The organism is Klebsiella sp. CB_Kp196 (genome assembly GCF_040061575.1).
Lineage (GTDB): Bacteria > Pseudomonadota > Gammaproteobacteria > Enterobacterales > Enterobacteriaceae > Klebsiella > Klebsiella michiganensis.
Genome location: NZ_JBEAFH010000082.1, coordinates 275,375 through 296,974 on the forward strand (window position 1 = coordinate 275,375; position 21,600 = coordinate 296,974).

The window sequence follows — 21,600 nt, forward strand, 5'->3', positions numbered from 1 at the left end:
GCCCTTATAGCTGCACACCGGAGAATGACATAAAGCCCAGCGCCATCAGACCCGTGGTAATAAAGGTGATCCCTAACCCGCGCAGACCCGCAGGCACGTTTGCGTATTTCATTTTTTCACGAATGCCCGCCATCGCCACAATTGCCAGCAGCCAGCCGATGCCGGAGCCAAAGCCGTAAACGATGGATTCGGTGAAGTTATAGTCACGCTGCACCATGAAGGAGACGCCGCCAAAGATCGCACAGTTGACGGCGATCAGCGGCAGGAAGATCCCCAGCGCGTTATAGAGCGTCGGGAAGTACTTATCGAGGATCATCTCCAGGATTTGCACCAGCGCGGCAATCACGCCAATAAAGGTGATAAAGTTCAGAAAGCTTAAGTCGACGCCTTCAACCAGCGCACCGTCGCGCAGCACCAGGTTATACACCAGATTATTGATCGGCACCGCCAGCCCAAGTACGACCGTTACCGCCACGCCGAGTCCGAAAGCGGTCGAGACCTTTTTCGATACCGCGAGGAAAGTACACATCCCAAGAAAGAAGGCCAGAGCCATATTTTCAACAAACACGGCGCGAACAAACAGGCTAATATAATGAGCCATAATCGGTTACTCCTTTTCCTGCTGTTCAGGCTTCCAGCTGCGCACCGCCCAAATCAACAAACCGATAATGAAGAACGCACTGGGCGCCAGAAGAAACAGACCATTTGGCTGGTACCAGCCGCCGTTCTGCACCGTTTCCAGCACGGTAATACCGAATAGCTTACCACTGCCGATCAGCTCTCTCAGGAAACCGACGATGATTAGGATCGCCCCGTATCCCAGACCGTTGCCAATACCGTCCATAAAGCTCGCCAGCGGCGGCGACTTCATGGCATAGGCTTCGGCGCGCCCCATCACGATACAGTTAGTGATGATCAAACCGACGAAAACCGAAAGCTGTTTTGAGATCTCATAGGCAAACGCGCGTAGCACCTGATCGACGACGATAACCAACGAAGCGATAATCGCCATCTGTACAATGATGCGCACGCTATTCGGAATGTGGTGGCGAATCATGGAGATAAACATGCTGGAGAATGCCGTAACCAGCGTCACCGCAATGGTCATTACAAAAGCGGTCTCCAGCTTGGTGGTCACCGCCAGCGCGGAGCAGACGCCCAGTACCTGCAGGGTGATAGGGTTATTAGCGATAAGCGGCCCCACCAGCACGCGCTTCATTTCTTTCATGTCGCCCAAATCAGCCATTATTCAGCTCCCCTTCTCGCACCTTTTGCAGGAATGGGCCAAAGCCCAGTTTGCCCATCCAGAAATCAAAGCTATGCTGCACGCCGTTTGACGTCAGCGTTGCGCCCGACAGGCCATCAACGGCGTGCAGGTCGCCAGGACGCGCGCCGCCTTTGACGATTCTCAGCGCAGGCATCCCTTTATCATCAAGCACCTGTTTACCGACGAACTGCTGGCGCCAGTTGGGGTTTTCAATTTCCCCGCCCAGCCCCGGCGTCTCACCGTGATCGTAATAGGTGATCCCTTTGACCGTGCGGCCATCGGTTTCCAGCGCAACAAAAGCGTACATCACCGACCACAGGCCGTTACCGTAAATCGGCAGTACCACTTCCTGAATCTGCTGCTTTTCATCGCGCACCAGGTAAATTTCGGCAATATTACTGCGGCGTTTGATACCGGCAGGATCCTGGCTCGCCTCCAGCTGTAGGCTCTGCTGAGGGTCTTTCAGGGCCTGTGCCTGATTAAACTTGCCCGGATCTTTATCCAGCAGCTCACCGCTGGCTAAATCGACTAAACGCGGAGAGATATGGGCCTTAAAAATGTCAGCCACTTCATCTGCGCTCATTCCCTGCTTCATCAGACCGGCAACCGCCAGGATATTGCGCTGTTTATCGAGAGCGCGCTGCTCCTGCTGGCGTGATTTTAGCCCCACGGCAGAACCGGCGACCACAATTGAGCAGACCAGACAAAGCACCAGCACCACCAGCAGCGTTTTGCCGATGCTATCGTTACTTTTATTCTCAGCCACGCGATTTCCTCCGCTTAATATTGGCCCGCACCACCAGGTAATCAAACAGCGGCGCGAAGAGGTTGGCGAAGAGGATCGCCAGCATCATCCCTTCCGGATAGGCCGGGTTGACCACGCGGATCAGGACGCACATCACGCCGATCAGCAGGCCGTAGCTCCATTTACCTTTATCCGTAAACGACGCGGACACCGGGTCCGTCGCCATAAACATCATGCCGAAGGCAAAACCGCCGAGCACCAGATGCCAGTACCACGGCATGGCAAACATCGGGTTGGTATCAGAGCCTATAAAGTTAAACAGCGTCGCGGTGGCCACCATGCCGATGAAAACCCCTGCGACAATGCGCCACGAGGCCACGCGACCAAAAATGATGATGGCGCCGCCGATGAGAATCATCAGCGTCGAGACTTCGCCAATCGACCCCGGGATATTGCCGAGGAAGGCGTCCATCCAGCTTACCGGCTGACCGGTAGAGACGTTAACCAGAGATTCACCGCCGCCGCTTGCCCACTGGGATAACGGCGTCGCGCCGGAGAAACCATCCGCCGCAGTCCATACCAGGTCGCCGGAAATTTGCGCCGGCCAGGCAAAGAATAAAAACGCGCGCCCCGCCAGGGCCGGGTTGAGAAAGTTACGCCCGGTTCCGCCAAAAATCTCCTTGGCCATGACGACGCCGAAGGTGATCCCGCACGCGGCCTGCCATAGCGGCAGCGATGGCGGCACAATCAGCGCGAACAGAATTGACGTCACGAAGAAGCCTTCGTTTATTTCGTGCTTGCGCACGATAGCAAACAAGACTTCCCAGAACCCGCCGACAAGAAACACGGTGATGTAGATAGGCAGGAAAAATACCGCCCCCAGGGTCATCATACTGAGCCAACCGGCGTCAGCGGTGAAGTTCACCCCCAACCACTGCGCGATGCTGTAGTGCCAGTTCCCGGCGATAACCTGCTGCAGCTGCTCAGCGCCGTATAATTTATGCAGTGCCGGAATGGTCTGCAGGCCAACGTTATACATTCCCCAGAACATCGCCGGGAAAACGGCGAACCACACCAGAATCATCATCCGCTTGAGATCGATGGCGTCTCTGACGTGCGCCGCGCCGCGCGTGACCTGCCCGGGGGTGTAGAACAGCGTCGCCGTCGCTTCAAACAGCGGATAGTATTTTTCCAGCTTGCCGCCGTGCGTAAAGTGCGGCTCAATTTTGTCAAACAGTTGCTTTAAGCCCATCACTTATCCTTCCTGCTCTATCTGGGTTAACACGCTGCGCAATGCCGGGCCATATTCGTACTTGCCGGGACATACGTAGGTGCAAAGCGCCAGGTCTTCTTCATCCAGTTCCAGACAGCCCAGCGCCTGCGCGCTGTCGGTATCCCCCGCCAGCAAATCACGCAGCAGCATGGTGGGCAGAATATCCAGCGGCATCACTCGCTCATAGTTGCCAATCGGCACCATAGCCCGCTCGCCGCCGTTGGTATCCGTCGAGAAATTAAATAGCTTACGCTTCATAAAATGGCCGAGCGTGGTACGGGTGATGGAAAATTTATCTTTCCCCGGCATTACCCAGCCGAACAGCTCTTTCTCACGCCCCTCTTTTACGACGCTTATCTGTAAATGAAAGCGGCCAAGAAAAGCATGGGGCCCTTGAGCGTGCGTTCCGCTGAGGACTGAACCAGAAATAACGCGGTTTTCATCATCCAGAAGTTCACCTGCCAGCAGTTCATCAAGGCTGGCGCCAGAGCAGGTCTTTAATAAACGAGGCTCTTTCACCTGCGGGCCGCCGAGCGCAACAATGCGTTCGCTAGACAACTCCCCTTCAAGGAACAATTTGCCAACGGCGATAACGTCCTGATAGTTAAGATGCCAGACCTGCTTTTTCAGGCTAACCGGCTCGAGAAAATGGATGTGGGTCCCGACCAGCCCGGCCGGATGCGGCCCGGCAAACTGGTTGAAGGTCACCTGGCCCACGGGATGCCCGCCAAGCTTGCCACCGCTGGCCTGGCAGACGTGGACCTTACCGTCGGTCAACCGCGTCAACAGGGTTAAGCCCGCGTCAAAAGCCTCGCGCTGGGCCAGAATGATTGGCTGAGGGTCTGCCGCCAGTGGATTCGTATCTATGGCAGTGACAAATATGGCCGCTGGAACGCTGCCCGGCGCAGGTATTTTGCTGAAAGGGCGGGTGCGAAACGCCGTCCACATCCCCGACTCCACCAGCTGCTGCTGCACGGCCTCGCGCGTCAACGCGGCAAGATCGGCTAATTCATAGCGGGGAAAGTGAACAGCATCATCGCCATCTACGTCAATAACGACCGATTGCAGAACCCGCCGTTCGCCGCGATGAATGGCGCTGATGGTTCCACTCGCAGGGGCAGTAAATCGCACGCCAGGATTTCTTTTATCTTCGAACAGAAGCTGACCTTTTTGTACCCGGTCGCCTTCACGCACCGCCATTGAGGGGCGCATACCGATGTACTCTTCACCCAACAGCGCAACGCGCTTGACCGCAGTCTTCGAAGAAATCTGCTGTGATGGCATGCCAGCTATGGGCAAATTCAGCCCTTTCGTGATTTTAATCATATCGTTAGCAGGTATCCGTTACGTAAACCCCGGCATCAGGCCGAGGCCAGCATAATTAATGGAAAATAAGAGGAAGAAAGGAACATCGTAGTCCTGGTGATTCACAAGACGGGAGAGAAGCATCCTTTCTTACCCTGAGTATTTAGCGGAGCAAGTGTAACATTTCGTGAGCAGCGCCTGTAGACAAACTGCCATTAAGTCGTTCTAAAATGCGAGCTATTACGCAAAGTTCTGACTGCGCTTTACCTGAATATTCGCTATAACGGAAAACTAAAACGTAAACGTGGCACGTCGTGCTTGCGAAAAAATGCCGTGATGCTAATGTGAGCGCTCTAAAACCAGAAAACTCTGATTTCGGGTCTCTCTTGCCGTCCTGGCAATGTGGTTATTTGTTTTATCAAGGAACAAGTAGTATGCGCAAAATCGCATTATTTATTGCGATGCTTCTGTTGCCGTGCGTTTCATTCGCAGGGCTACTTAGCAGTAACAGCTCGACAACGCCGATGAGCAAAGAGTATAAGCAGCAGCTCATGGGTTCGCCGGTCTACATTGAGATCTTCAAAGAAGAGCGCATGCTCGATCTTTACGTCAAGATGGGCGAAACCTACCAGCTTCTCGACAGCTACCGGATCTGTAACTACTCCGGCGGGCTCGGTCCAAAGCAGCGCCAGGGCGATTTCAAGAGTCCCGAAGGTTTCTATAACGTTTCCCGCAATCAGCTAAAACCCGACAGCCGTTTCTACAAAGCGATCAATATCGGTTTCCCGAACGCCTACGACCGCGCGCATGGCTATGAAGGAAAGTATCTGATGATTCACGGTGCCTGCGTATCCGTTGGCTGTTACGCCATGACCGATACCGGTATTGATGAAATCTTCCAGTTCGTCACCGGCGCGTTAGTCTTCGGCCAGCCCAACGTTCAGGTGAGCATTTATCCTTTCCGCATGACCGACGCCAACATGGCGCGTCACAAATTTTCCTACTTCGCGGATTTCTGGCAGCAGCTGAAACCCGGGTACGACTACTTCCGGCAGACGCATAAGCCGCCGGTGGTTTCGGTAGCCAATGGCCGCTACGTGGTGAGCAAACCGCTCAGCCACGAAGTTGTGCAGCCGCAGCTCGCGTCAAACTACTCGGTCCCCGAGGCAAAATAACGCCCACTCGCCTGGCATAATTTTATTCCAGGTTTCGTTGCCGGTAAGCGGCTGAGTGGCGATAACGGAGACCACATCATTCGGTGTGGTCTCGCGTTGAAAGTCAATTTCTACGTCCTGATCCAGCAGCGTCGCTACGCCAAACGGCGCCCTTCGCGTAATCCAGTATAAATTCGTCGAGCAAAACGCCATCACGTAGCGCCCATCGGAGAGCAGCATGTTAAACACGCCTTTTTCACGCAGCGCTCCGGCAAGCGTGGCGATAAATCTGAATACCTCAACCATATCGCCCGGCATTTCCGGATAGCGCTCGGTGATGCTGTGCAGCAGCCAGCAGAAGGCCTTTTCGCTGTCGGTCTCCCCGATAGGGTGCAGACTTCCCGTCTCGAGGCTCTCATACCCCTCCAGTTGACCGTTATGGGCGTAGGTCCAGTTGCGCCCCCATAGCTCCCGGGTAAAGGGGTGAGTGTTTTCCAGCGCAACGATACCTCGGTTGGCCTGGCGAATATGGGCGATGACCGAGCAGGACTTGATAGGATATTCCTGCACCAGCTTTGCTATGGGCGACTGGAAGCTAGGCTGCGGATCTTTAAATGTGCGACAGCCCTTACCTTCATAAAACGTAATGCCCCAGCCGTCTTTATGTGGCCCGGTTCCGCCACCGCGCTGCACCAGCCCGGTGAAACTGAAGCAAATATCTGTGGGCACATTCGCGCTCATCCCGAGCAATTCGCACATAGATCACCTCATACCACTTACTGAAACATAAAAGGCGTTATTGGTGCAGCCAGTTTGGACACGGCCAGCGCGCAGAAACCGGAGCGTACTTCATGTACGTGAGGATCTTGAGCACTGCCCGGGTTCAAAATGGCTAACAAAATAGCCTTTTAAGCTTTAACCATCTCTTTTTCGATCAGCATAATCAGGATATGAATCACTTTAATATGGATTTCCTGAATACGGTCGGCGTAGCCAAAATGCGGTACGCGAATTTCTACATCCGCTGACCCCGCCATTTTACCGCCATCTTTCCCGGTCAGAGTAATCACTTTCATCCCCTGGGCGCGGGCGGCTTCAATCGCTTTGATAACATTACCTGAATTACCGGAAGTAGAGATCCCCAGTAATACGTCGCCTGCACGACCCACTGATTCTACATAGCGAGAGAAAACATATTCATAGCCGAAATCATTGCTGACGCAAGAGAGATGGCTCACGTCGGAAATCGCAATGGCCGGATAGCCGGGGCGATTTTCACGATAGCGCCCGGTCAGTTCTTCCGCAAAATGCATCGCATCGCAGTGCGAACCGCCGTTACCGCAGGAAAGGACTTTGCCGCCAGCTTTAAAGCTATCCGCCAGCAGCACCGCAGCACGCTGAATCGCGTGAATGTTGGCTTCGTCCTGCAGAAAGTTAGCCAGCGTTTCAGCGGCTTCATTCAGTTCGTTACGAATAAGATCCTGGTACATGAGGATAATCCTTCAGTATTTGTGGGATAACCCAGGCAGTTTACCGGATAGCCGACGCAGCGAGAAGCAGCACGCAATGCAATCCCCTGTGCTTTTGATTTTATGTGCCGCATTTCCGTACAACAATGTGAGCAAGGTTGTAATTATTTTGTAAACACATTGCTAAAACAAATTACATCCACTACAACCATATCATCACAAGTGGTCAGACCTCCTACAAGACAGGGAGCATTTCTCTATGATGATTTTGAGTATTGTTGCAACCGTTGTTTTACTCGGTGCGCTCTTCTATCACCGAATCAATCTGCTGCTGAGCAGCGCGATTTTGCTTGTCTGGACCGCCGCACTCGGCGCTGCGGGGCTGTGGAATATCTGGCTGCTGATTCCGCTGGCGATCGTTTTACTGCCGTTTAACCTTGCGCCGATGCGTAAATCCATGATTTCAGTCCCGGCGTTCCGCGCTTTCCGTAAGGTCATGCCGCCGATGTCGCGCACCGAGAAAGAAGCGATTGACGCTGGCACAACCTGGTGGGAAGGCGATCTGTTCCGCGGTAACCCCGACTGGCAGAAACTGCATAACTATCCGCAGCCGCACCTCACCGCTGAAGAACAAGCCTTTATTGACGGCCCGGTCGAAGAAGCCTGCCGTATGGCGAACGACTTCGAAATTACCCACGAGATGGCCGATCTGCCGCCGGAGCTGTGGGCCTATCTGAAAGAGCATCGCTTCTTCGCGATGATCATTAAGAAAGAGTACGGCGGGCTGGAATTCTCCGCCTACGCGCAGGCTCGCGTACTGCAAAAGCTATCGGGCGTCTCCGGGATCCTGGCGATTACCGTCGGCGTGCCGAACTCATTAGGCCCGGGCGAGCTGCTGCAGCATTACGGTACAGAAGAACAGAAAAACCACTATTTGCCGCGCCTGGCTCGCGGCCAGGAGATCCCGTGCTTCGCGCTGACCAGCCCGGAAGCGGGTTCAGATGCCGGCGCCATTCCGGATACCGGCGTCGTCTGCATGGGCGAATGGCAGGGCCAGCAGGTGCTGGGTATGCGCCTGACCTGGAACAAACGCTATATCACCCTTGCGCCTATCGCCACCGTACTGGGGCTGGCGTTTAAACTCTCCGATCCAGACCGCCTGCTGGGTGGAGAAGAGGAGCTGGGCATCACCTGCGCGCTCATCCCCACCAGCACCCCCGGCGTTGAAATCGGGCGTCGCCATTTCCCGCTGAACGTTCCGTTCCAGAACGGCCCGACCCAGGGGAAAGATATTTTCGTTCCTATCGATTACATTATTGGCGGCCCGTCGATGGCCGGCCAGGGCTGGCGGATGCTGGTTGAGTGTTTATCCGTGGGACGCGGCATCACCCTGCCGTCAAACGCTACCGGCGGCCTGAAATCCGTCGCCATGGCTACCGGCGCCTACGCGCACATTCGCCGCCAGTTCAAAATCTCTATCGGTAAAATGGAAGGGATCGAAGAACCGCTGGCGCGTATCGCAGGCAACGCCTACGTAATGGATGCCGCCGCCTCGCTGATTACCTACGGCATTATGCTTGGCGAAAAACCAGCGGTACTGTCGGCAATTGTGAAGTATCACTGTACTCACCGTGGTCAGCGTTCCATTATTGACGCAATGGATATTACCGGCGGTAAGGGCATTATGCTCGGCACCGGAAACTTCCTGGCGCGGGCCTATCAGGGCGCGCCGATCGCCATCACCGTTGAAGGGGCGAATATCCTGACCCGCAGCATGATGATCTTCGGCCAGGGTGCGATTCGTTGCCATCCGTACGTGCTGGATGAAATGGCGGCCGCGCAGAATAACGACGTTAACGCTTTCGATAAGCTGCTGTTTAAACACATCGGGCACGTGGGCAGCAATAAGGTACGCAGTTTCTGGCTGGGCCTGACCCGCGGTCTCACCAGCAGCTCGCCGACCCGCGATGCCACTCGTCGCTACTATCAACATATGAACCGACTGAGCGCCAACCTGGCTCTGCTGTCCGATGTCTCAATGGCGGTACTGGGCGGTAGTCTGAAGCGTCGTGAAAGAATTTCTGCGCGTCTGGGAGATGTGCTGAGCCAGCTCTACCTGGCGTCGGCGGTCCTGAAACGCTATGACGATGAGGGGCGTAACGAAGCGGACTTACCGCTGGTTCACTGGGGGGTGCAGGATGCGCTGTATCAGGCCGAGCAGTCGATTGACGATCTGTTGGTGAACTTCCCGAATCGTCTGGTCGCTGGGGCGCTTCGCGTGGCAATCTTCCCGACCGGACGTCATTACCTGGCGCCTTCAGACAAGCTGGATCATAAGGTAGCGAAAATCCTGCAGGTTCCGAGCGCGACGCGTTCGCGTATCGGCCGCGGTCAGTATCTGACGCCGAGCGAGCATAATCCGGTTGGCCTGCTGGAAGAAGCGCTGCTTGATGTTATGGCAGCAGACCCTATCCACCAGCGCCTGTGCAAAGAGCTGGGCAAGAATCTGTCGTTTACGCGTCTTGATGAACTGGCCCGCAACGCGCTGGCAAAAGGGTTAATCAATCAGGACGAGGCGGACATCCTGGTCCGTGCGGAAACCAGCCGACTGCGCAGCATTAACGTCGACGATTTCGCCCCGGATGAACTGGCGACCCGCCCGGTAAAGCTGCCGGAAAAAGTGCGCAAGATCGAAGCGGCTTAAAAACAAAAAAATAAACTCATCACGATCGAGGCGGGGACTTCCCCGCCTCTCTTTTTTCTGACAATTCAGCGGAAGGTATTTCCAGGGCTGTCATTCTTTTACAAAATATTCCCTGAGCCGTCCATCGGCTGATATGGTGTTAAAGTCATTATAATTCCTCTCATCATACTGGAGTTCACCACCGTGCCCGGACTGAAAATTACCCTTTTACAACAACCGCTGGTGTGGATGGACGGTCCCGCCAACCTGCGCCATTTCGATCGTCAACTGGAAGGGATTACCGGGCGTGACCTCATTGTTTTACCCGAAATGTTCACCACCGGTTTCGCGATGGAAGCAGCAAAACAGTCGCTGTCGCAAGAGGAAGTGGTAGCCTGGATGGAGGCTAAAGCCGACCAAACCAACGCGCTGATTGCCGGTAGCGCCGCGCTGCAAACGGACCGTGGTCCGGTTAACCGCTTCTTGCTGGTTGAGCCCGGCGGTAAAATCCATTTCTATGACAAACGCCACCTGTTTCGCATGGCGGATGAACATCATCATTACGCAGCGGGTAACGAGCGGGTCATTTTTGCCTGGCGCGGCTGGAGAATTCTGCCGCTGGTATGCTACGACCTGCGCTTCCCCGTGTGGTCACGCAACCATAACGACTACGATTTAGCGCTGTATGTTGCCAACTGGCCCGCCCCGCGCTCAATGCACTGGCAGTCGCTGCTGGTCGCCAGAGCTATCGAAAATCAGGCTTATGTTGCCGGATGCAATCGCGTCGGCACCGATGGCAACGGGCACCATTACCGGGGCGATAGCCGGATAATCACGCCGCAGGGTGAGATTATCGCGACGGCCGAACCGCATCAGGCGACTCGCCTGGATGCTGAGCTTTCGCTGACGTCGCTAAAAGAGTATCGCGAGAAGTTTCCGGCCTGGCAGGACGCTGACCCCTTCACGCTCAGCTAAAGCCAGCCTGGCAGGGGAGCCCAGGCTCCCTTTTTATATCTCAAACCAGCGCTATCCCGCCCGCTCGCCGCAGGGCCCTGCAGGTAAACGCCCGCCGCGCGGAACAAGAATATGAATGCTATTAACGCCAGGCTCGCGGACAAACGTTGTCAGACCGGCGCAACGGATGGCTGGCGAAGACGGGGAAGAGAATGTGTTCTGCAGGCTAAAACGACGAAAGCCTGAATCATTGCTGATTCAGGCTTTCTGAATAGTGGCGGAACGGACGGGACTCGAACCCGCGACCCCCTGCGTGACAGGCAGGTATTCTAACCGACTGAACTACCGCTCCACTTACTGTTCCCTTGGGAACGAGGCGAATATTACGGATTCCCCTCTACTCCGTCAACGCTTTTTCTTCATTTTTGAATCGCTTGCTGCAAAAATCACCCAACAGACTATTTTTAGCGCGTTTATGGGTAAATCAGGCCCGCCACAGGCAGCTTCCGCCTTTCTTTTGCACCAGATCGAGCCGCGACTCGTGGTTCATCAGCTCTTCATCAGAGGCGTAAACCACCCGTAATTTGCTGGCGGCGCGCACAACGCGTTGAATGCCCATTTCTCCGGCCTGCTGCTGCCCTTCCCCTTCCATTGAGAAAGCCATCGTCGTCTGGCCACCGGTCATCATCAGATAAACGTCGGCCAGAATCTGGGCATCGAGCAACGCCCCGTGCAGCGTTCGCTTGCTGTTGTCTATTTCATAACGTGAACAGAGGGCATCAAGGCTGTTACGCTTGCCCGGGAACATTTTACGCGCCAGGGCCAGGCTATCGGTCACCTTACAAAAGGTATCCGTCTTCGGAATGCCGCGATTTAGCTTAGCAAATTCATAGTCCATAAAGCCGATATCGAACGATGCGTTATGGATGACCAGCTCCGCGCCGCGGATATAGTCGAGAAACTCATCGACCACATCACCAAACGCGGGCTTATCCATCAGGAATTCGTCCGCAATACCGTGGACGCCAAACGCTTCAGGATCCACCAGCCGGTCCGGCTTTAAATAGACGTGGAAGTTGTTTCCGGTCAGGCGGCGGTTGATCACCTCCACCGCACCGATTTCAATTATCTTGTGCCCTTCATAGTGCGCACCAATCTGATTCATACCGGTGGTTTCGGTATCGAGAACGATCTGTCGCGTAATTGCAGTGCTCATAGCGGTCATTTATGTCAGACTTACCGTTTTACGTATCGATTTCAATTACAGGAAGTCTACCAGAGATGCTCAAACAGGTAGAAATTTTCACCGATGGTTCTTGCCTGGGAAATCCAGGTCCTGGCGGCTACGGTGCGATTTTACGCTATCGCGGGAAGGAAAAAACTTTTAGCGAAGGCTTTAACCTTACAACGAACAACCGCATGGAGATGATGGCCGCCATCGTCGCCCTGGAAGCGCTGAAAGAACATTGTGAAGTGATCCTCAGTACCGACAGCCAGTATGTGCGTCAGGGGATTACGCAGTGGATCCACAACTGGAAAAAACGCGGCTGGAAAACGGCCGACAAGAAACCGGTAAAAAATGTCGATCTCTGGCAGCGCCTGGACGCCGCGCTGGGTCAACACAAGATAAAATGGGAATGGGTTAAAGGCCATGCCGGACATCCGGAAAACGAACGTTGCGACGAACTGGCGCGCGCGGCGGCATCTAACCCAACCCGGGACGACATCGGTTATCAGGCAGAAAGTTAATTCTGCCCCTTGCGCCACTGACGCGTGGCGCCTACCGCCTGCGGTATCCGTTTTTTTGCTTTGCCCGATTTCATCGGGTTTAGCGTCAATGGGATAGTGCGTTTACGGGCAACAATGAGCTGCAGACATCCCAACGCCGGTAGATGCGTGCTGAGCATTTTCCCCCCGTGGCGCGACCAGGGAAGGACCTGATAGCCTCCGTAGTGCATAACTTCAAAATTCAGCAACCCCAGCCAGTCCATCTGACGCGTTAAGGTGAACATGCGGCTGTTATAGGGGGGCTTATTGCGTAACACCGGCACCAGTTTACGTAACCCCATCAGGCTTACAGGATTAAAACTGGTTAAAATTATCCAGCCATCGTCAATCAGCACCCGGTCCGCTTCCCGCAGCAGTCGATGCGGATCGCTGCACCACGGTAAGGTATGCGCCAGCAGGCAGGCATCTACCGACTTTTCGGCAAAAGGCAAATGCAGCGGATCGGCCTTTACCTGCACAGGATTCCCCTGCAAAGAGACATTCACCTGATGGGAAATCGCGCAGGCTTCGGTATTGATTTCCGCGCTCAGATTGCCAATCTTAAGTAAATGAAAGCCATATAATTTAGCGAGCCACGGTTTCATCTGCCGTTCCAGCGATTCGCGGTAGTATTCGCCCCACGGCATGCTGGACCAGTGCTCTGGCGCTGTAACTGTATGAGGTATCCTTGCCGGCTTCATCGCAACCTTCCGCTACGCATTAGAGGTAATTTATGAATCTTATCAGTATTCCCGCATTTCAGGACAACTACATCTGGGTTCTTAGTGAAGATAGCGGGCGCTGCCTGATAGTCGATCCCGGAGAAGCCGCGCCCGTGCTCGCCGCCATCGAACAAAACCGCTGGCAGCCGGAAGCTATCTTGTTGACGCATCACCACCTCGACCACGTTGGCGGCGTTAAACAACTGCGGGAAAAATTTCCGAACCTGGTGGTTTACGGACCGGCAGAAACCCAGGATAAGGGCGCAACCCACGTCGTGAAGGACGGAGATAGCCTCGCTGTTTTGGGCCGCGAATTTTCTATTTTTGCCACGCCAGGTCACACTTTAGGACACATCTGTTTCTACAGCGCACCTTATCTATTTTGTGGCGATACAATGTTTTCCGGCGGCTGCGGCAGACTATTCGAAGGGACCGCAGAGCAGATGTATCAATCATTTAAGAAGATTAGCGCCCTTCCTGACGAAACATTAATATGTTGCGCACATGAGTACACTTTAGCAAACATGAAGTTTGCAATAAGCATCCTTCCCCATGATAGGGAGATAAACGATTACTACCACAAAGTTAATGAGTTACGTGCAAAAAAACAAAAAACACTCCCCGTAACTCTGAAAAATGAGCGTCTTATTAATTTATTTCTTCGAACGGATGATGATGATTTAATTAAAGAAATAGACAAAGAAACAAATTTGCAACACTCTATTCAGCGATTTGCCTGGTTAAGGTCAAAGAAAGACGACTTCTGATATTTAATTCTTGTCTTCAGACGACTTCACCGTTATCCTTGCTCGTCTTTTAAGCAACTATTGACACACACATGAAGGCACGAGCGATTTTACTCGCCTCTGTCCTGCTGGTGGGGTGCCAGGCGTCTAAGAACGATGGCACCGTACAACAGCACGCACAGAGCCTTTCTGCAGCGAGTCAAGGGGAAGCAAGCAAGTTCACAAGTCGAGCGCGCTGGTTAGATGATGGAACCTTCTACGCGCAAGACCAGGATCTGTGGACTTCAATAGGCGACGAGCTAAAGATGGGAATTCCGGAAAACGTCCGGATTCGCGAACAAAAACAGAAGTACTTAAGAAATAAGAGCTATCTCCACGATGTAACTTTACGGGCAGAGCCGTATATGTACTGGATAGCCGGGCAAGTTAAGAAACGTAACATGCCAATGGAACTGGTATTACTACCCATAGTGGAGAGCGCTTTTGACCCGCACGCAACGTCTGGCGCCAATGCCGCAGGCATTTGGCAGATCATTCCGAGCACCGGGCGCAATTATGGTTTGAAACAGACCCGCAGTTACGATGCGCGTCGTGACATCGTTGCCTCAACCACGGCAGCGTTAAACATGATGCAACGTCTGAACAAAATGTTCGACGGCGACTGGTTGTTAACCGTCGCTGCCTATAACAGCGGCGAAGGTCGGGTAATGAAGGCTATCAAAGCGAACAAATCACGGGGTAAACCCACCGATTTCTGGTCGCTGTCATTACCACAGGAAACCAAAATATACGTACCAAAAATGCTGGCCCTGAGCGATATTCTCAAGAACAGCAAGCGGTATGGCGTAAGGTTGCCGACAGCAGACGAAAGCCGTGCCCTGGCGCGTGTACGTCTCGACAGTCCGGTTGAGATTTCACAGCTAGCGGATATGGCAGGAATGCCCGTCAGCAAGCTGAAAACGTTCAATGCAGGCGTTAAGGGGTCGACTCTGGGCGCGAACGGGCCGAATTACGTACTGGTACCGCAGAAGCATGCGGCGCAACTGCGTGAGTCTTTGGCCTCCGGTGATATTGCCGCCGTGCAGCCGACGCTGCTGGCTGATAACAAGCCGTTGACCAGCCGCAGCTACCAGGTGCGCTCCGGTGACACCATCTCCGGCATTGCATCGCGTCTCGGCGTATCAACGAAAGATCTGCAGCAGTGGAACGGTATTCGCGGTTCTAACCTGAAGGTCGGTCAGAATCTGGTGATTGGCGCAGGCAGCAGCGCTGAACGTCTGGCAAACAATAGCGATAGCATTACCTATCGCGTGCGTAAGGGCGACTCTTTGTCGAGCATTGCGAAACGCCATGGCGTGAACATTCGCGATGTGATGCGCTGGAACAGCGATACCGGCAACCTGAAACCTGGCGATCAGCTGACGCTGTTTGTGAAAAACAGCGACAGACCGGAATCCTGATGATTCAGCAGGCATTAAAAAAGGCACCCATGCGGTGCCTTTTGTTTTATCTCTGCGTTAGATGGCCTTATGGGCCTCAAACATAATCGTATCGCTGGTGAAAGAACCATCCTGCTGCAATGCAAAATAGGCTTTGACCTCCGCCGATGCGCTCTCCTGGTATAAACGAATCGCTTCCGTCAGCGCCTCTGGCGTCCGCATCCGCGCGACCCAGGAGCTGAACTCCAGAGGCAGGCGATCGGTCAGCAGATGATTTATCACCAAACCGGCCTCACTCGCCATTGTCAGCCATTCGCCGCTGGAGTAGTTGCGAACATGGGAGGTATCGCGCAGCGCCTCAACCGTCTGCAGCCAGACGTCGCGAACAGGATGGCCGGGCGACATCACATCCATAATAATCATCACTCCGCCCGGTTTCAGCACCCGCTTCACTTCACGCAATGCCTGGCCAACATCATGCCAGTGATGCGCAGAATAACGGCTGATCGCGACATCAAAGCTGGCATCAGCGAAAGGCAAAGATTCGGCATAGCCCTGCTGCGTGGCAATATTAGCAAAACCTTTATCCCTTGCGGCCTGAGCCACCACCTCCAGCATCTGGCTGGATAAATCATATGCCGTTACCTGGGCAACCTGCCCTGCCGCCGCAAAGCTGGCGTGTCCGGCACCGCATCCCATATCCAGCACGTGGGCCTGAGGGAAGTCCGCCAGCCGTTCGGCCAGTCGCTGCAGATCGCGCCCTGAAGCGTGTACGGCACTGCTCAGGTAGGCGCTGGCCTGTGAGCCAAACTGTTTTTCGACGTTGTCATGATGAGAGCGTGTTGTCATTGCATTGTCCTTCGGTTTTTTGAGTAATAAAGGCAGCACCATGCATACGCAGGCCTGCCCCATGGCAGGCCTGACATACCTTAATTAATCAGGCTTGCCGGGACTGAATTCAACTAGTAGCGGGTTGTGGTCGGACGCGCGGGTCACCAGCACGGAAGCATCGTGCACGCTTAACCCCCGGTAGAACACAAAATCAAGCGGGCGGCCAAAAGTACGGCGGCGCTGATCGTCAGAGAAGCGGACTTCGCGCAGCGACATTTCACGCGCAAAGCGATACAAAGCATTCATTCGCGGACGACTCCAGGCGTTAAAGTCACCCGCCATTATCACCGGCCCGCTGTGATGGGCAATCTGGTCGCCAATCGGCAGCAACTGCTTGCTGTAGACATCCACGCCAAGACTAAAGTTGACCGCGTGGATATTTACCACCATCAGCAGCCGGGTATCCGGTAACGGGTAAACGGTGACCAACGCTGACTTTGCCAGCCGCAGGATAGGCTCGCGCTCGCGCAGTGGGCAGCAGTAAATGGGGTGGGCGGAAGCTAACGTCATCACGCCGGAAGGATGCTGCGGAAGCACCAGTGCCGGAACCTGGTCAGCGGCCAGATAATTGGAGGTGGCGAATTTCACTAACTCAGGCGTGGTTTGCGCTTCCTGTAATAACACCAGGTGCGCATCTTTACCGAAATTATTAAGCACGGATTTCCACTCTGCGCGCTGCTGTTTAAAGATGTTCCACACCAGCACGCGGATTTTCTCATCCGAACTTAACGGTACCCCGGCCGGAAAAGCCGGAGTCATGCCAGCAAACGACCCCGGAGGTAAGATTCTCTCCGCGGGTTGTCCGGCGACGTAGCGCATGGCATAGGTATTCTTTCGCAATTTAGGCATCAAACCTCGATAACAGGAAACCAGCCCGAGACTGCAGCTGGTCCTTCTGTTATAGGGATTTTTGTATACACTTTCAATGCAATTTGCCAGAAACCTTTATCCTTCTACGGAAAGAACCGTAGCACAGCGCTGAGGCTTATCGAGCCGGCCGCTAAGAACCACCAGCAACAGCGCGACCAGAACTATCAGCGCGCCAATCCAGGGCGTCTGATCCAGACCATAATGTTCTACCGTCTGCCCACCAATCACCGATCCTAAGGCAATCCCGATGTTAAAGGCGGCAATATTCAGGCCTGAGGCAACGTCAACCGCGCCTGGAGTATACTGCTCCGCTTTCTGCACAACGTATACCTGCAGACCCGGAACGTTACCGAATGCGAAGATGCCCATCACCAGTACCGTCGCCAGCGCCGCATACTGAATGCTGGCCGTAAACTGAAAGATCAGCAGTAAAGCAACCAGGGCGGCAAAAATCAGCTTCAGCGCGGGCACGGCGCCATGCTTATCCGCCAGCTTTCCGCCCCATACGTTGCCCACCGCTACAGAAACACCGTAGCCCAGGAGGATCCAGCTAACGGCCGCCGGGCTAAATCCGGCAAGATCCTGCATCATCGGCGCCAGGAAGGTAAAAGCGGTGAATACGCCGCCATATCCCAAAGCCGTAATGGCATAGATTATCAGTAAACGGGGATGAGTCAGAACCTGGAGCTGGGCGCGCAAACCGGCGCTGACACGACCGGGAATGTTATTCGGCACCAGGATAAGGCTGCTCATTAATGCGATTACGCCAAGGATCGACACGGCAAGGAACGTCTCGCGCCAGCCAAAGTGTTGGCCGATAAAGGTGCCCAATGGTACGCCGGTCACCAGCGCAACGGTCAGACCGCCAAACATAATCGCAATCGCCGAAGCCGCTTTCTCTTTCGGGACCAGGCTGGTCGCAATTGTCGATCCGATCGAAAAGAATACCCCGTGCGCCAGTCCCGTCAGCAGGCGTGCCAGAACCAGAGTTTCATAACCCGGCGCCTGCCAGGCCAGCAGGTTACCGGCGGTAAACAGCGCCATTAACGCCAGCAGCAGTTGCTTACGCGGCATACGCCCGGTCAGCGCGGTGAGCACCGGGGCGCCAATCGCCACGCCGAGCGCATAGATAGAAACCAACAGCCCCGCAGAGGGTAGCGAAATAGCAAGTTGTTCTGCAATGGTGGGCACCAGGCCCACAATGACAAATTCGGTCGTGCCAATAGCAAAGGCACCGATAGTTAAGGCAAGTAGCGCCAGCGGCATAATGTACTCCGTATCAACATGATTAAGATGACACGTAGTATGAAGAGATGCTTTAATAACAAAAATAGCCAAAGTATCAATAGAATTTTGCCACAGGTGCAATAATGAGAGCTACCTCAGAAGAAATCGCCATTTTTGTCGCCGTGGTCGAGAGCGGCAGCTTTAGCCGCGCAGCGGAACAGCTAGGTCAGGCCAATTCCGCCGTCAGCCGGGCGGTGAAAAAGCTGGAATCAAAGCTCGGCGTGAGCCTGCTTAACCGTACGACCCGTCAGCTAAGCCTGACCGAAGAAGGAGAGCGTTATTTCCGTCGCATGCAGGTTGTGCTTCAGGAGATGGCCGCTGCCGAAAATGAACTTCTGGAGAGTCGTACGACGCCAAGAGGACTATTACGGGTTGATGCCGCAACGCCGGTGATACTGCATTTTCTGATGCCGTTGATAAAACCCTTCCGTGAGCGTTATCCAGAGATGAGCCTTACTCTGGTCTCGTCCGAAACCTTTATCAATCTGATTGAGCGGAAAGTTGACGTCGCGATCCGCGCCGGCACGCTGACCGATTCCAGCCTGCGCGCCAGGCCATTGTTTAATAGCTACCGCAAAATAATCGCTTCACCGGACTATCTCGCTCGCCATGGAACGCCGCAAAGCGTCGCTGAGCTAAAAAATCATCAATGCCTCGGTTTTAGCGAACCTGTTTCATTGAATACCTGGCCAGTCTCCTGCTGCGATGGCCAGCTGCTGGAAATCGAAAGCGAGATATCTTCCAATAGCGGAGAAACGCTCAAGCAGCTGTGCCTGGCCGGTAACGGAATCGCCTGTCTGTCGGACTATATGGTGGATAAGGAAATTGCTGAAGGGGCGTTTGTCGAGCTGCTGGCTGATAAACGGCTGCCGGTTGAAATGCCGTTTAGCGCGGTTTACTACAGCGACAGAGCCGTAAGCACGCGGATCAGAGCCTTTATCGACTTTCTTAGCGAACATGTAAAACAGCTCCCGAAGGAGCTGTAAGAGGGTTGTAGAGTACAGAGGGGGATTAGATTAGTCCCATTCAGGCGCCAGACCGTCCGGGCTAACCAGACGATCGTTGCAGTCCAGGGCGGCGATCGCCTGGCGATCGTCTTCATCAAGCTGCAGATCCTGAGCTTTAAGGTTGCTTGCCAGGTTTTCGCGCCGCGTCGAAGACGGAATTACCGCATAACCTTCGCCCATTGCCCAGGCCAGGATAACCTGTGCCGGCGTGGCATTATGTTTCGTTGCAATACGTGCAATCACTTCATCTTTCAGCGCCTTACCGTAGGCCAGCGTCATGTAAGAGGTGATATGAATACCGTGTTCACGCGCCCAATCAACCACTTTACGGTTCTGCAGGTACGGAGAGAGTTCAACCTGGTTGGTCGCGATATTCTCTGCGCCAACGGCGGCAATTGCCCGCTCCATCAGCGGAATGGTGAAGTTAGAAATACCAATCTGACGGGTCAACCCCTGCTTTTTCGCTTCCAGCAGCGCGGCCATAAACTCCTCGACGGCAACGGCATCGTTTGGCGACGGCCAGTGGATTAACGTCAGGTCGACATAGTCAGTCCGCAGCTTCAGCAGGCTCTCTTTCAGGCTGGCGATCAGCTTGTCTTTGCTGAGATTTTCAATCCAGATCTTGGTGGTGATGAACAGTTCATCGCGCGCAACGCCGCTTTCAGCAATAGCCTGACCCACAGCAGCTTCATTATCATAGATTTGCGCGGTATCAATGGTGCGATAGCCCAGCTCAAGCGCCGTTTTTACAGATGCAATAACCACGTCATCTTTCAGACGGAAGGTCCCAAGGCCAAATGCAGGGATTGTCATGATTTTCCTCTTTATTCATTCATATCGGTTAACGAGGGTAATTATGACCAACGAGAGGATTGAGAAAAAGAGCGCTAAACGCAGAGGATTTTTGCTAAAAAAGCAATAATAAAGCGACAGGCAAAGAAAAAGCCCTGAGCAAATGCTCAGGGCTTTTAATAAGTGGCGGAACGGACGGGACTCGAACCCGCGACCCCCTGCGTGACAGGCAGGTATTCTAACCGACTGAACTACCGCTCCACCGAATACTTCTGTAACCACCGGATTTATGCACCGGCTTACTACTTAATTTGATGCCTGGCAGTTCCCTACTCTCACATGGGGAGACCCCACACTACCATCGGCGCTACGGCGTTTCACTTCTGAGTTCGGCATGGGGTCAGGTGGGACCACCGCGCTAGTGCCGCCAGGCAAATTCTTTGTGCTCAGTACGCAATTCTTTATCGCGTACTCAACTCTGAATCTAAGCTGAAATTGTTGTCTTCTCAAATCCGCCAAAACATCTTCGGCGTTGTAAGGTTAAGCCTCACGGTTCATTAGTACCGGTTAGCTCAACGCATCGCTGCGCTTACACACCCGGCCTATCAACGTCGTCGTCTTCAACGTTCCTTCAGGACCCTTAAAGGGTCAGGGAGAACTCATCTCGGGGCAAGTTTCGTGCTTAGATGCTTTCAGCACTTATCTCTTCCGCATTTAGCTACCGGGCAATGCCATTGGCATGACAACCCGAACACCAGTGATGCGTCCACTCCGGTCCTCTCGTACTAGGAGCAGCCCCCCTCAATTCTCCAGCGCCCACGGCAGATAGGGACCGAACTGTCTCACGACGTTCTAAACCCAGCTCGCGTACCACTTTAAATGGCGAACAGCCATACCCTTGGGACCTACTTCAGCCCCAGGATGTGATGAGCCGACATCGAGGTGCCAAACACCGCCGTCGATATGAACTCTTGGGCGGTATCAGCCTGTTATCCCCGGAGTACCTTTTATCCGTTGAGCGATGGCCCTTCCATTCAGAACCACCGGATCACTATGACCTGCTTTCGCACCTGCTCGCGCCGTCACGCTCGCAGTCAAGCCAGCTTATGCCATTGCACTAACCTCCTGATGTCCGACCAGGATTAGCTGACCTTCGTGCTCCTCCGTTACTCTTTAGGAGGAGACCGCCCCAGTCAAACTACCCACCAGACACTGTCCGCAACCCCGAT

At 54.1% G+C, this 21,600-nt stretch carries 20 protein-coding genes, 2 tRNA genes and 2 rRNA genes; 7 read left to right on the top strand and 17 right to left on the bottom strand.

Going from position 1 to position 21,600, the window contains the following annotated elements:
* Nucleotides 1-4: 4 nt before the first annotated feature.
* The 5 genes from nqrE to ABLU87_RS29345 are packed head-to-tail and all read right to left on the bottom strand — an operon-like array spanning nucleotide 5 to nucleotide 4,611.
* Complete coding sequence (nqrE, locus tag ABLU87_RS29325) at nucleotides 5-601, bottom strand: NADH:ubiquinone reductase (Na(+)-transporting) subunit E (protein WP_004847929.1); 597 nt, start codon at nucleotides 599-601, stop codon at nucleotides 5-7.
* A gap of 6 nt (nucleotides 602-607) precedes the next feature.
* Nucleotides 608-1,246 (bottom strand): NADH:ubiquinone reductase (Na(+)-transporting) subunit D, encoded by a 639-nt coding sequence (locus tag ABLU87_RS29330; protein WP_004099162.1) that lies wholly within the window; start codon nucleotides 1,244-1,246, stop codon nucleotides 608-610.
* The gene (locus ABLU87_RS29335; protein ID WP_004847924.1) at nucleotides 1,239-2,033 is read right to left on the bottom strand and encodes a Na(+)-translocating NADH-quinone reductase subunit C; all 795 of its coding nucleotides are present in this window, start codon (nucleotides 2,031-2,033) and stop codon (nucleotides 1,239-1,241) included. The genes ABLU87_RS29330 and ABLU87_RS29335 overlap by 8 nt, the downstream gene beginning before the upstream one ends.
* The gene (locus tag ABLU87_RS29340) at nucleotides 2,026-3,264 is read right to left on the bottom strand and encodes an NADH:ubiquinone reductase (Na(+)-transporting) subunit B (RefSeq protein WP_025107269.1); all 1,239 of its coding nucleotides are present in this window, start codon (nucleotides 3,262-3,264) and stop codon (nucleotides 2,026-2,028) included. Before ABLU87_RS29340 ends, ABLU87_RS29335 begins: the two co-directional genes overlap by 8 nt.
* 3 nt (nucleotides 3,265-3,267) lie before the next feature.
* Nucleotides 3,268-4,611, bottom strand: a complete 1,344-nt coding sequence (locus ABLU87_RS29345; protein WP_122117427.1) for a Na(+)-translocating NADH-quinone reductase subunit A — start codon at nucleotides 4,609-4,611, stop codon at nucleotides 3,268-3,270.
* 413 nt (nucleotides 4,612-5,024) lie between these two features.
* On the opposite strand from ABLU87_RS29345, the gene dpaA reads away from it, so the two are divergent.
* Complete coding sequence (gene dpaA / locus ABLU87_RS29350; RefSeq protein ID WP_014228031.1) at nucleotides 5,025-5,765, top strand: peptidoglycan meso-diaminopimelic acid protein amidase; 741 nt, start codon at nucleotides 5,025-5,027, stop codon at nucleotides 5,763-5,765.
* Here the strand turns inward: dpaA and ABLU87_RS29355 are convergent.
* Both ABLU87_RS29355 and lpcA read right to left on the bottom strand, forming a co-directional pair.
* Nucleotides 5,736-6,503, bottom strand: a complete 768-nt coding sequence (locus ABLU87_RS29355; protein ID WP_004847917.1) for a class II glutamine amidotransferase — start codon at nucleotides 6,501-6,503, stop codon at nucleotides 5,736-5,738. The two genes, dpaA and ABLU87_RS29355, sit on opposite strands and share 30 nt — an antisense overlap.
* Before the next feature lie 149 nt (nucleotides 6,504-6,652).
* Entirely contained in the window at nucleotides 6,653-7,234 is a 582-nt protein-coding gene (gene lpcA, locus ABLU87_RS29360) for a D-sedoheptulose 7-phosphate isomerase (protein ID WP_004099149.1), read from the bottom strand.
* Nucleotides 7,235-7,472: 238 nt separating this feature from the next.
* Between lpcA and fadE the strand changes: the two genes are divergently transcribed.
* Nucleotides 7,473-9,917, top strand: a complete 2,445-nt coding sequence (gene fadE / locus ABLU87_RS29365) for an acyl-CoA dehydrogenase FadE (protein WP_122117428.1) — start codon at nucleotides 7,473-7,475, stop codon at nucleotides 9,915-9,917.
* Nucleotides 9,918-10,100: 183 nt separating this feature from the next.
* On the top strand, nucleotides 10,101-10,871 hold the full coding sequence (locus ABLU87_RS29370; RefSeq protein WP_014837467.1) for an amidohydrolase: 771 nt from the start codon (nucleotides 10,101-10,103) through the stop codon (nucleotides 10,869-10,871).
* A gap of 254 nt (nucleotides 10,872-11,125) precedes the next feature.
* On the opposite strand, the gene ABLU87_RS29375 is transcribed toward ABLU87_RS29370, so the two are convergent.
* Together ABLU87_RS29375 and dnaQ are read right to left on the bottom strand one after the other, a co-directional pair.
* Nucleotides 11,126-11,202 (bottom strand) — tRNA-Asp (locus ABLU87_RS29375).
* A gap of 132 nt (nucleotides 11,203-11,334) precedes the next feature.
* Nucleotides 11,335-12,066: a DNA polymerase III subunit epsilon gene (gene dnaQ / locus ABLU87_RS29380; RefSeq protein ID WP_025108466.1), complete on the bottom strand. Its 732-nt coding sequence runs from the start codon at nucleotides 12,064-12,066 to the stop codon at nucleotides 11,335-11,337.
* A 65-nt stretch (nucleotides 12,067-12,131) separates the two neighbouring features.
* Here dnaQ and rnhA point away from each other — a divergent pair, with 65 nt between their 5' ends.
* Nucleotides 12,132-12,599 carry a ribonuclease HI gene (gene rnhA, locus ABLU87_RS29385; protein WP_004129160.1) on the top strand — a complete coding sequence of 156 codons (468 nt, stop codon included), beginning with the start codon at nucleotides 12,132-12,134 and terminating at the stop codon, nucleotides 12,597-12,599.
* Here the strand turns inward: rnhA and ABLU87_RS29390 are convergent.
* Complete coding sequence (locus ABLU87_RS29390; protein ID WP_004847912.1) at nucleotides 12,596-13,318, bottom strand: class I SAM-dependent methyltransferase; 723 nt, start codon at nucleotides 13,316-13,318, stop codon at nucleotides 12,596-12,598. The two genes, rnhA and ABLU87_RS29390, sit on opposite strands and share 4 nt — an antisense overlap.
* Nucleotides 13,319-13,350: 32 nt before the next feature.
* Here ABLU87_RS29390 and gloB point away from each other — a divergent pair, with 32 nt between their 5' ends.
* Both gloB and mltD read left to right on the top strand, forming a co-directional pair.
* A complete protein-coding gene (gloB, locus tag ABLU87_RS29395; protein ID WP_064378302.1) occupies nucleotides 13,351-14,106 on the top strand; it encodes a hydroxyacylglutathione hydrolase in 756 nt (251 codons plus the stop codon).
* Between the two features lie 71 nt (nucleotides 14,107-14,177).
* Nucleotides 14,178-15,545 carry a murein transglycosylase D gene (mltD, locus tag ABLU87_RS29400; protein WP_004129156.1) on the top strand — a complete coding sequence of 456 codons (1,368 nt, stop codon included), beginning with the start codon at nucleotides 14,178-14,180 and terminating at the stop codon, nucleotides 15,543-15,545.
* A gap of 57 nt (nucleotides 15,546-15,602) precedes the next feature.
* On the opposite strand, the gene ABLU87_RS29405 is transcribed toward mltD, so the two are convergent.
* The 3 genes from ABLU87_RS29405 to ABLU87_RS29415 all read right to left on the bottom strand — a co-directional run bounded on the left by ABLU87_RS29405 (nucleotide 15,603) and on the right by ABLU87_RS29415 (nucleotide 18,551).
* Nucleotides 15,603-16,373, bottom strand: a complete 771-nt coding sequence (locus tag ABLU87_RS29405) for a class I SAM-dependent methyltransferase (RefSeq protein ID WP_014228023.1) — start codon at nucleotides 16,371-16,373, stop codon at nucleotides 15,603-15,605.
* Nucleotides 16,374-16,457: 84 nt separating this feature from the next.
* Nucleotides 16,458-17,255, bottom strand: a complete 798-nt coding sequence (locus tag ABLU87_RS29410) for an endonuclease/exonuclease/phosphatase family protein (protein ID WP_025108464.1) — start codon at nucleotides 17,253-17,255, stop codon at nucleotides 16,458-16,460.
* A gap of 105 nt (nucleotides 17,256-17,360) precedes the next feature.
* Nucleotides 17,361-18,551, bottom strand: a complete 1,191-nt coding sequence (locus ABLU87_RS29415) for an MFS transporter (RefSeq protein ID WP_014228021.1) — start codon at nucleotides 18,549-18,551, stop codon at nucleotides 17,361-17,363.
* 104 nt (nucleotides 18,552-18,655) lie between these two features.
* Here ABLU87_RS29415 and yafC point away from each other — a divergent pair, with 104 nt between their 5' ends.
* The gene (gene yafC, locus ABLU87_RS29420; protein WP_004847906.1) at nucleotides 18,656-19,558 is read left to right on the top strand and encodes a DNA-binding transcriptional regulator YafC; all 903 of its coding nucleotides are present in this window, start codon (nucleotides 18,656-18,658) and stop codon (nucleotides 19,556-19,558) included.
* A gap of 30 nt (nucleotides 19,559-19,588) precedes the next feature.
* Here yafC and dkgB read toward each other — a convergent pair whose 3' ends face one another.
* The 4 genes from dkgB to ABLU87_RS29440 form a co-directional block, all read right to left on the bottom strand.
* Nucleotides 19,589-20,392 (bottom strand): 2,5-didehydrogluconate reductase DkgB, encoded by an 804-nt coding sequence (gene dkgB / locus ABLU87_RS29425; protein ID WP_014837458.1) that lies wholly within the window; start codon nucleotides 20,390-20,392, stop codon nucleotides 19,589-19,591.
* A 163-nt stretch (nucleotides 20,393-20,555) separates the two neighbouring features.
* Nucleotides 20,556-20,632, bottom strand: a tRNA-Asp gene (locus ABLU87_RS29430).
* A gap of 55 nt (nucleotides 20,633-20,687) precedes the next feature.
* A 5S ribosomal RNA gene (gene rrf / locus ABLU87_RS29435) occupies nucleotides 20,688-20,803 on the bottom strand.
* 104 nt (nucleotides 20,804-20,907) lie between these two features.
* Nucleotides 20,908-21,600: ribosomal RNA gene (locus ABLU87_RS29440) — 23S ribosomal RNA — on the bottom strand; the annotation flags it as partial.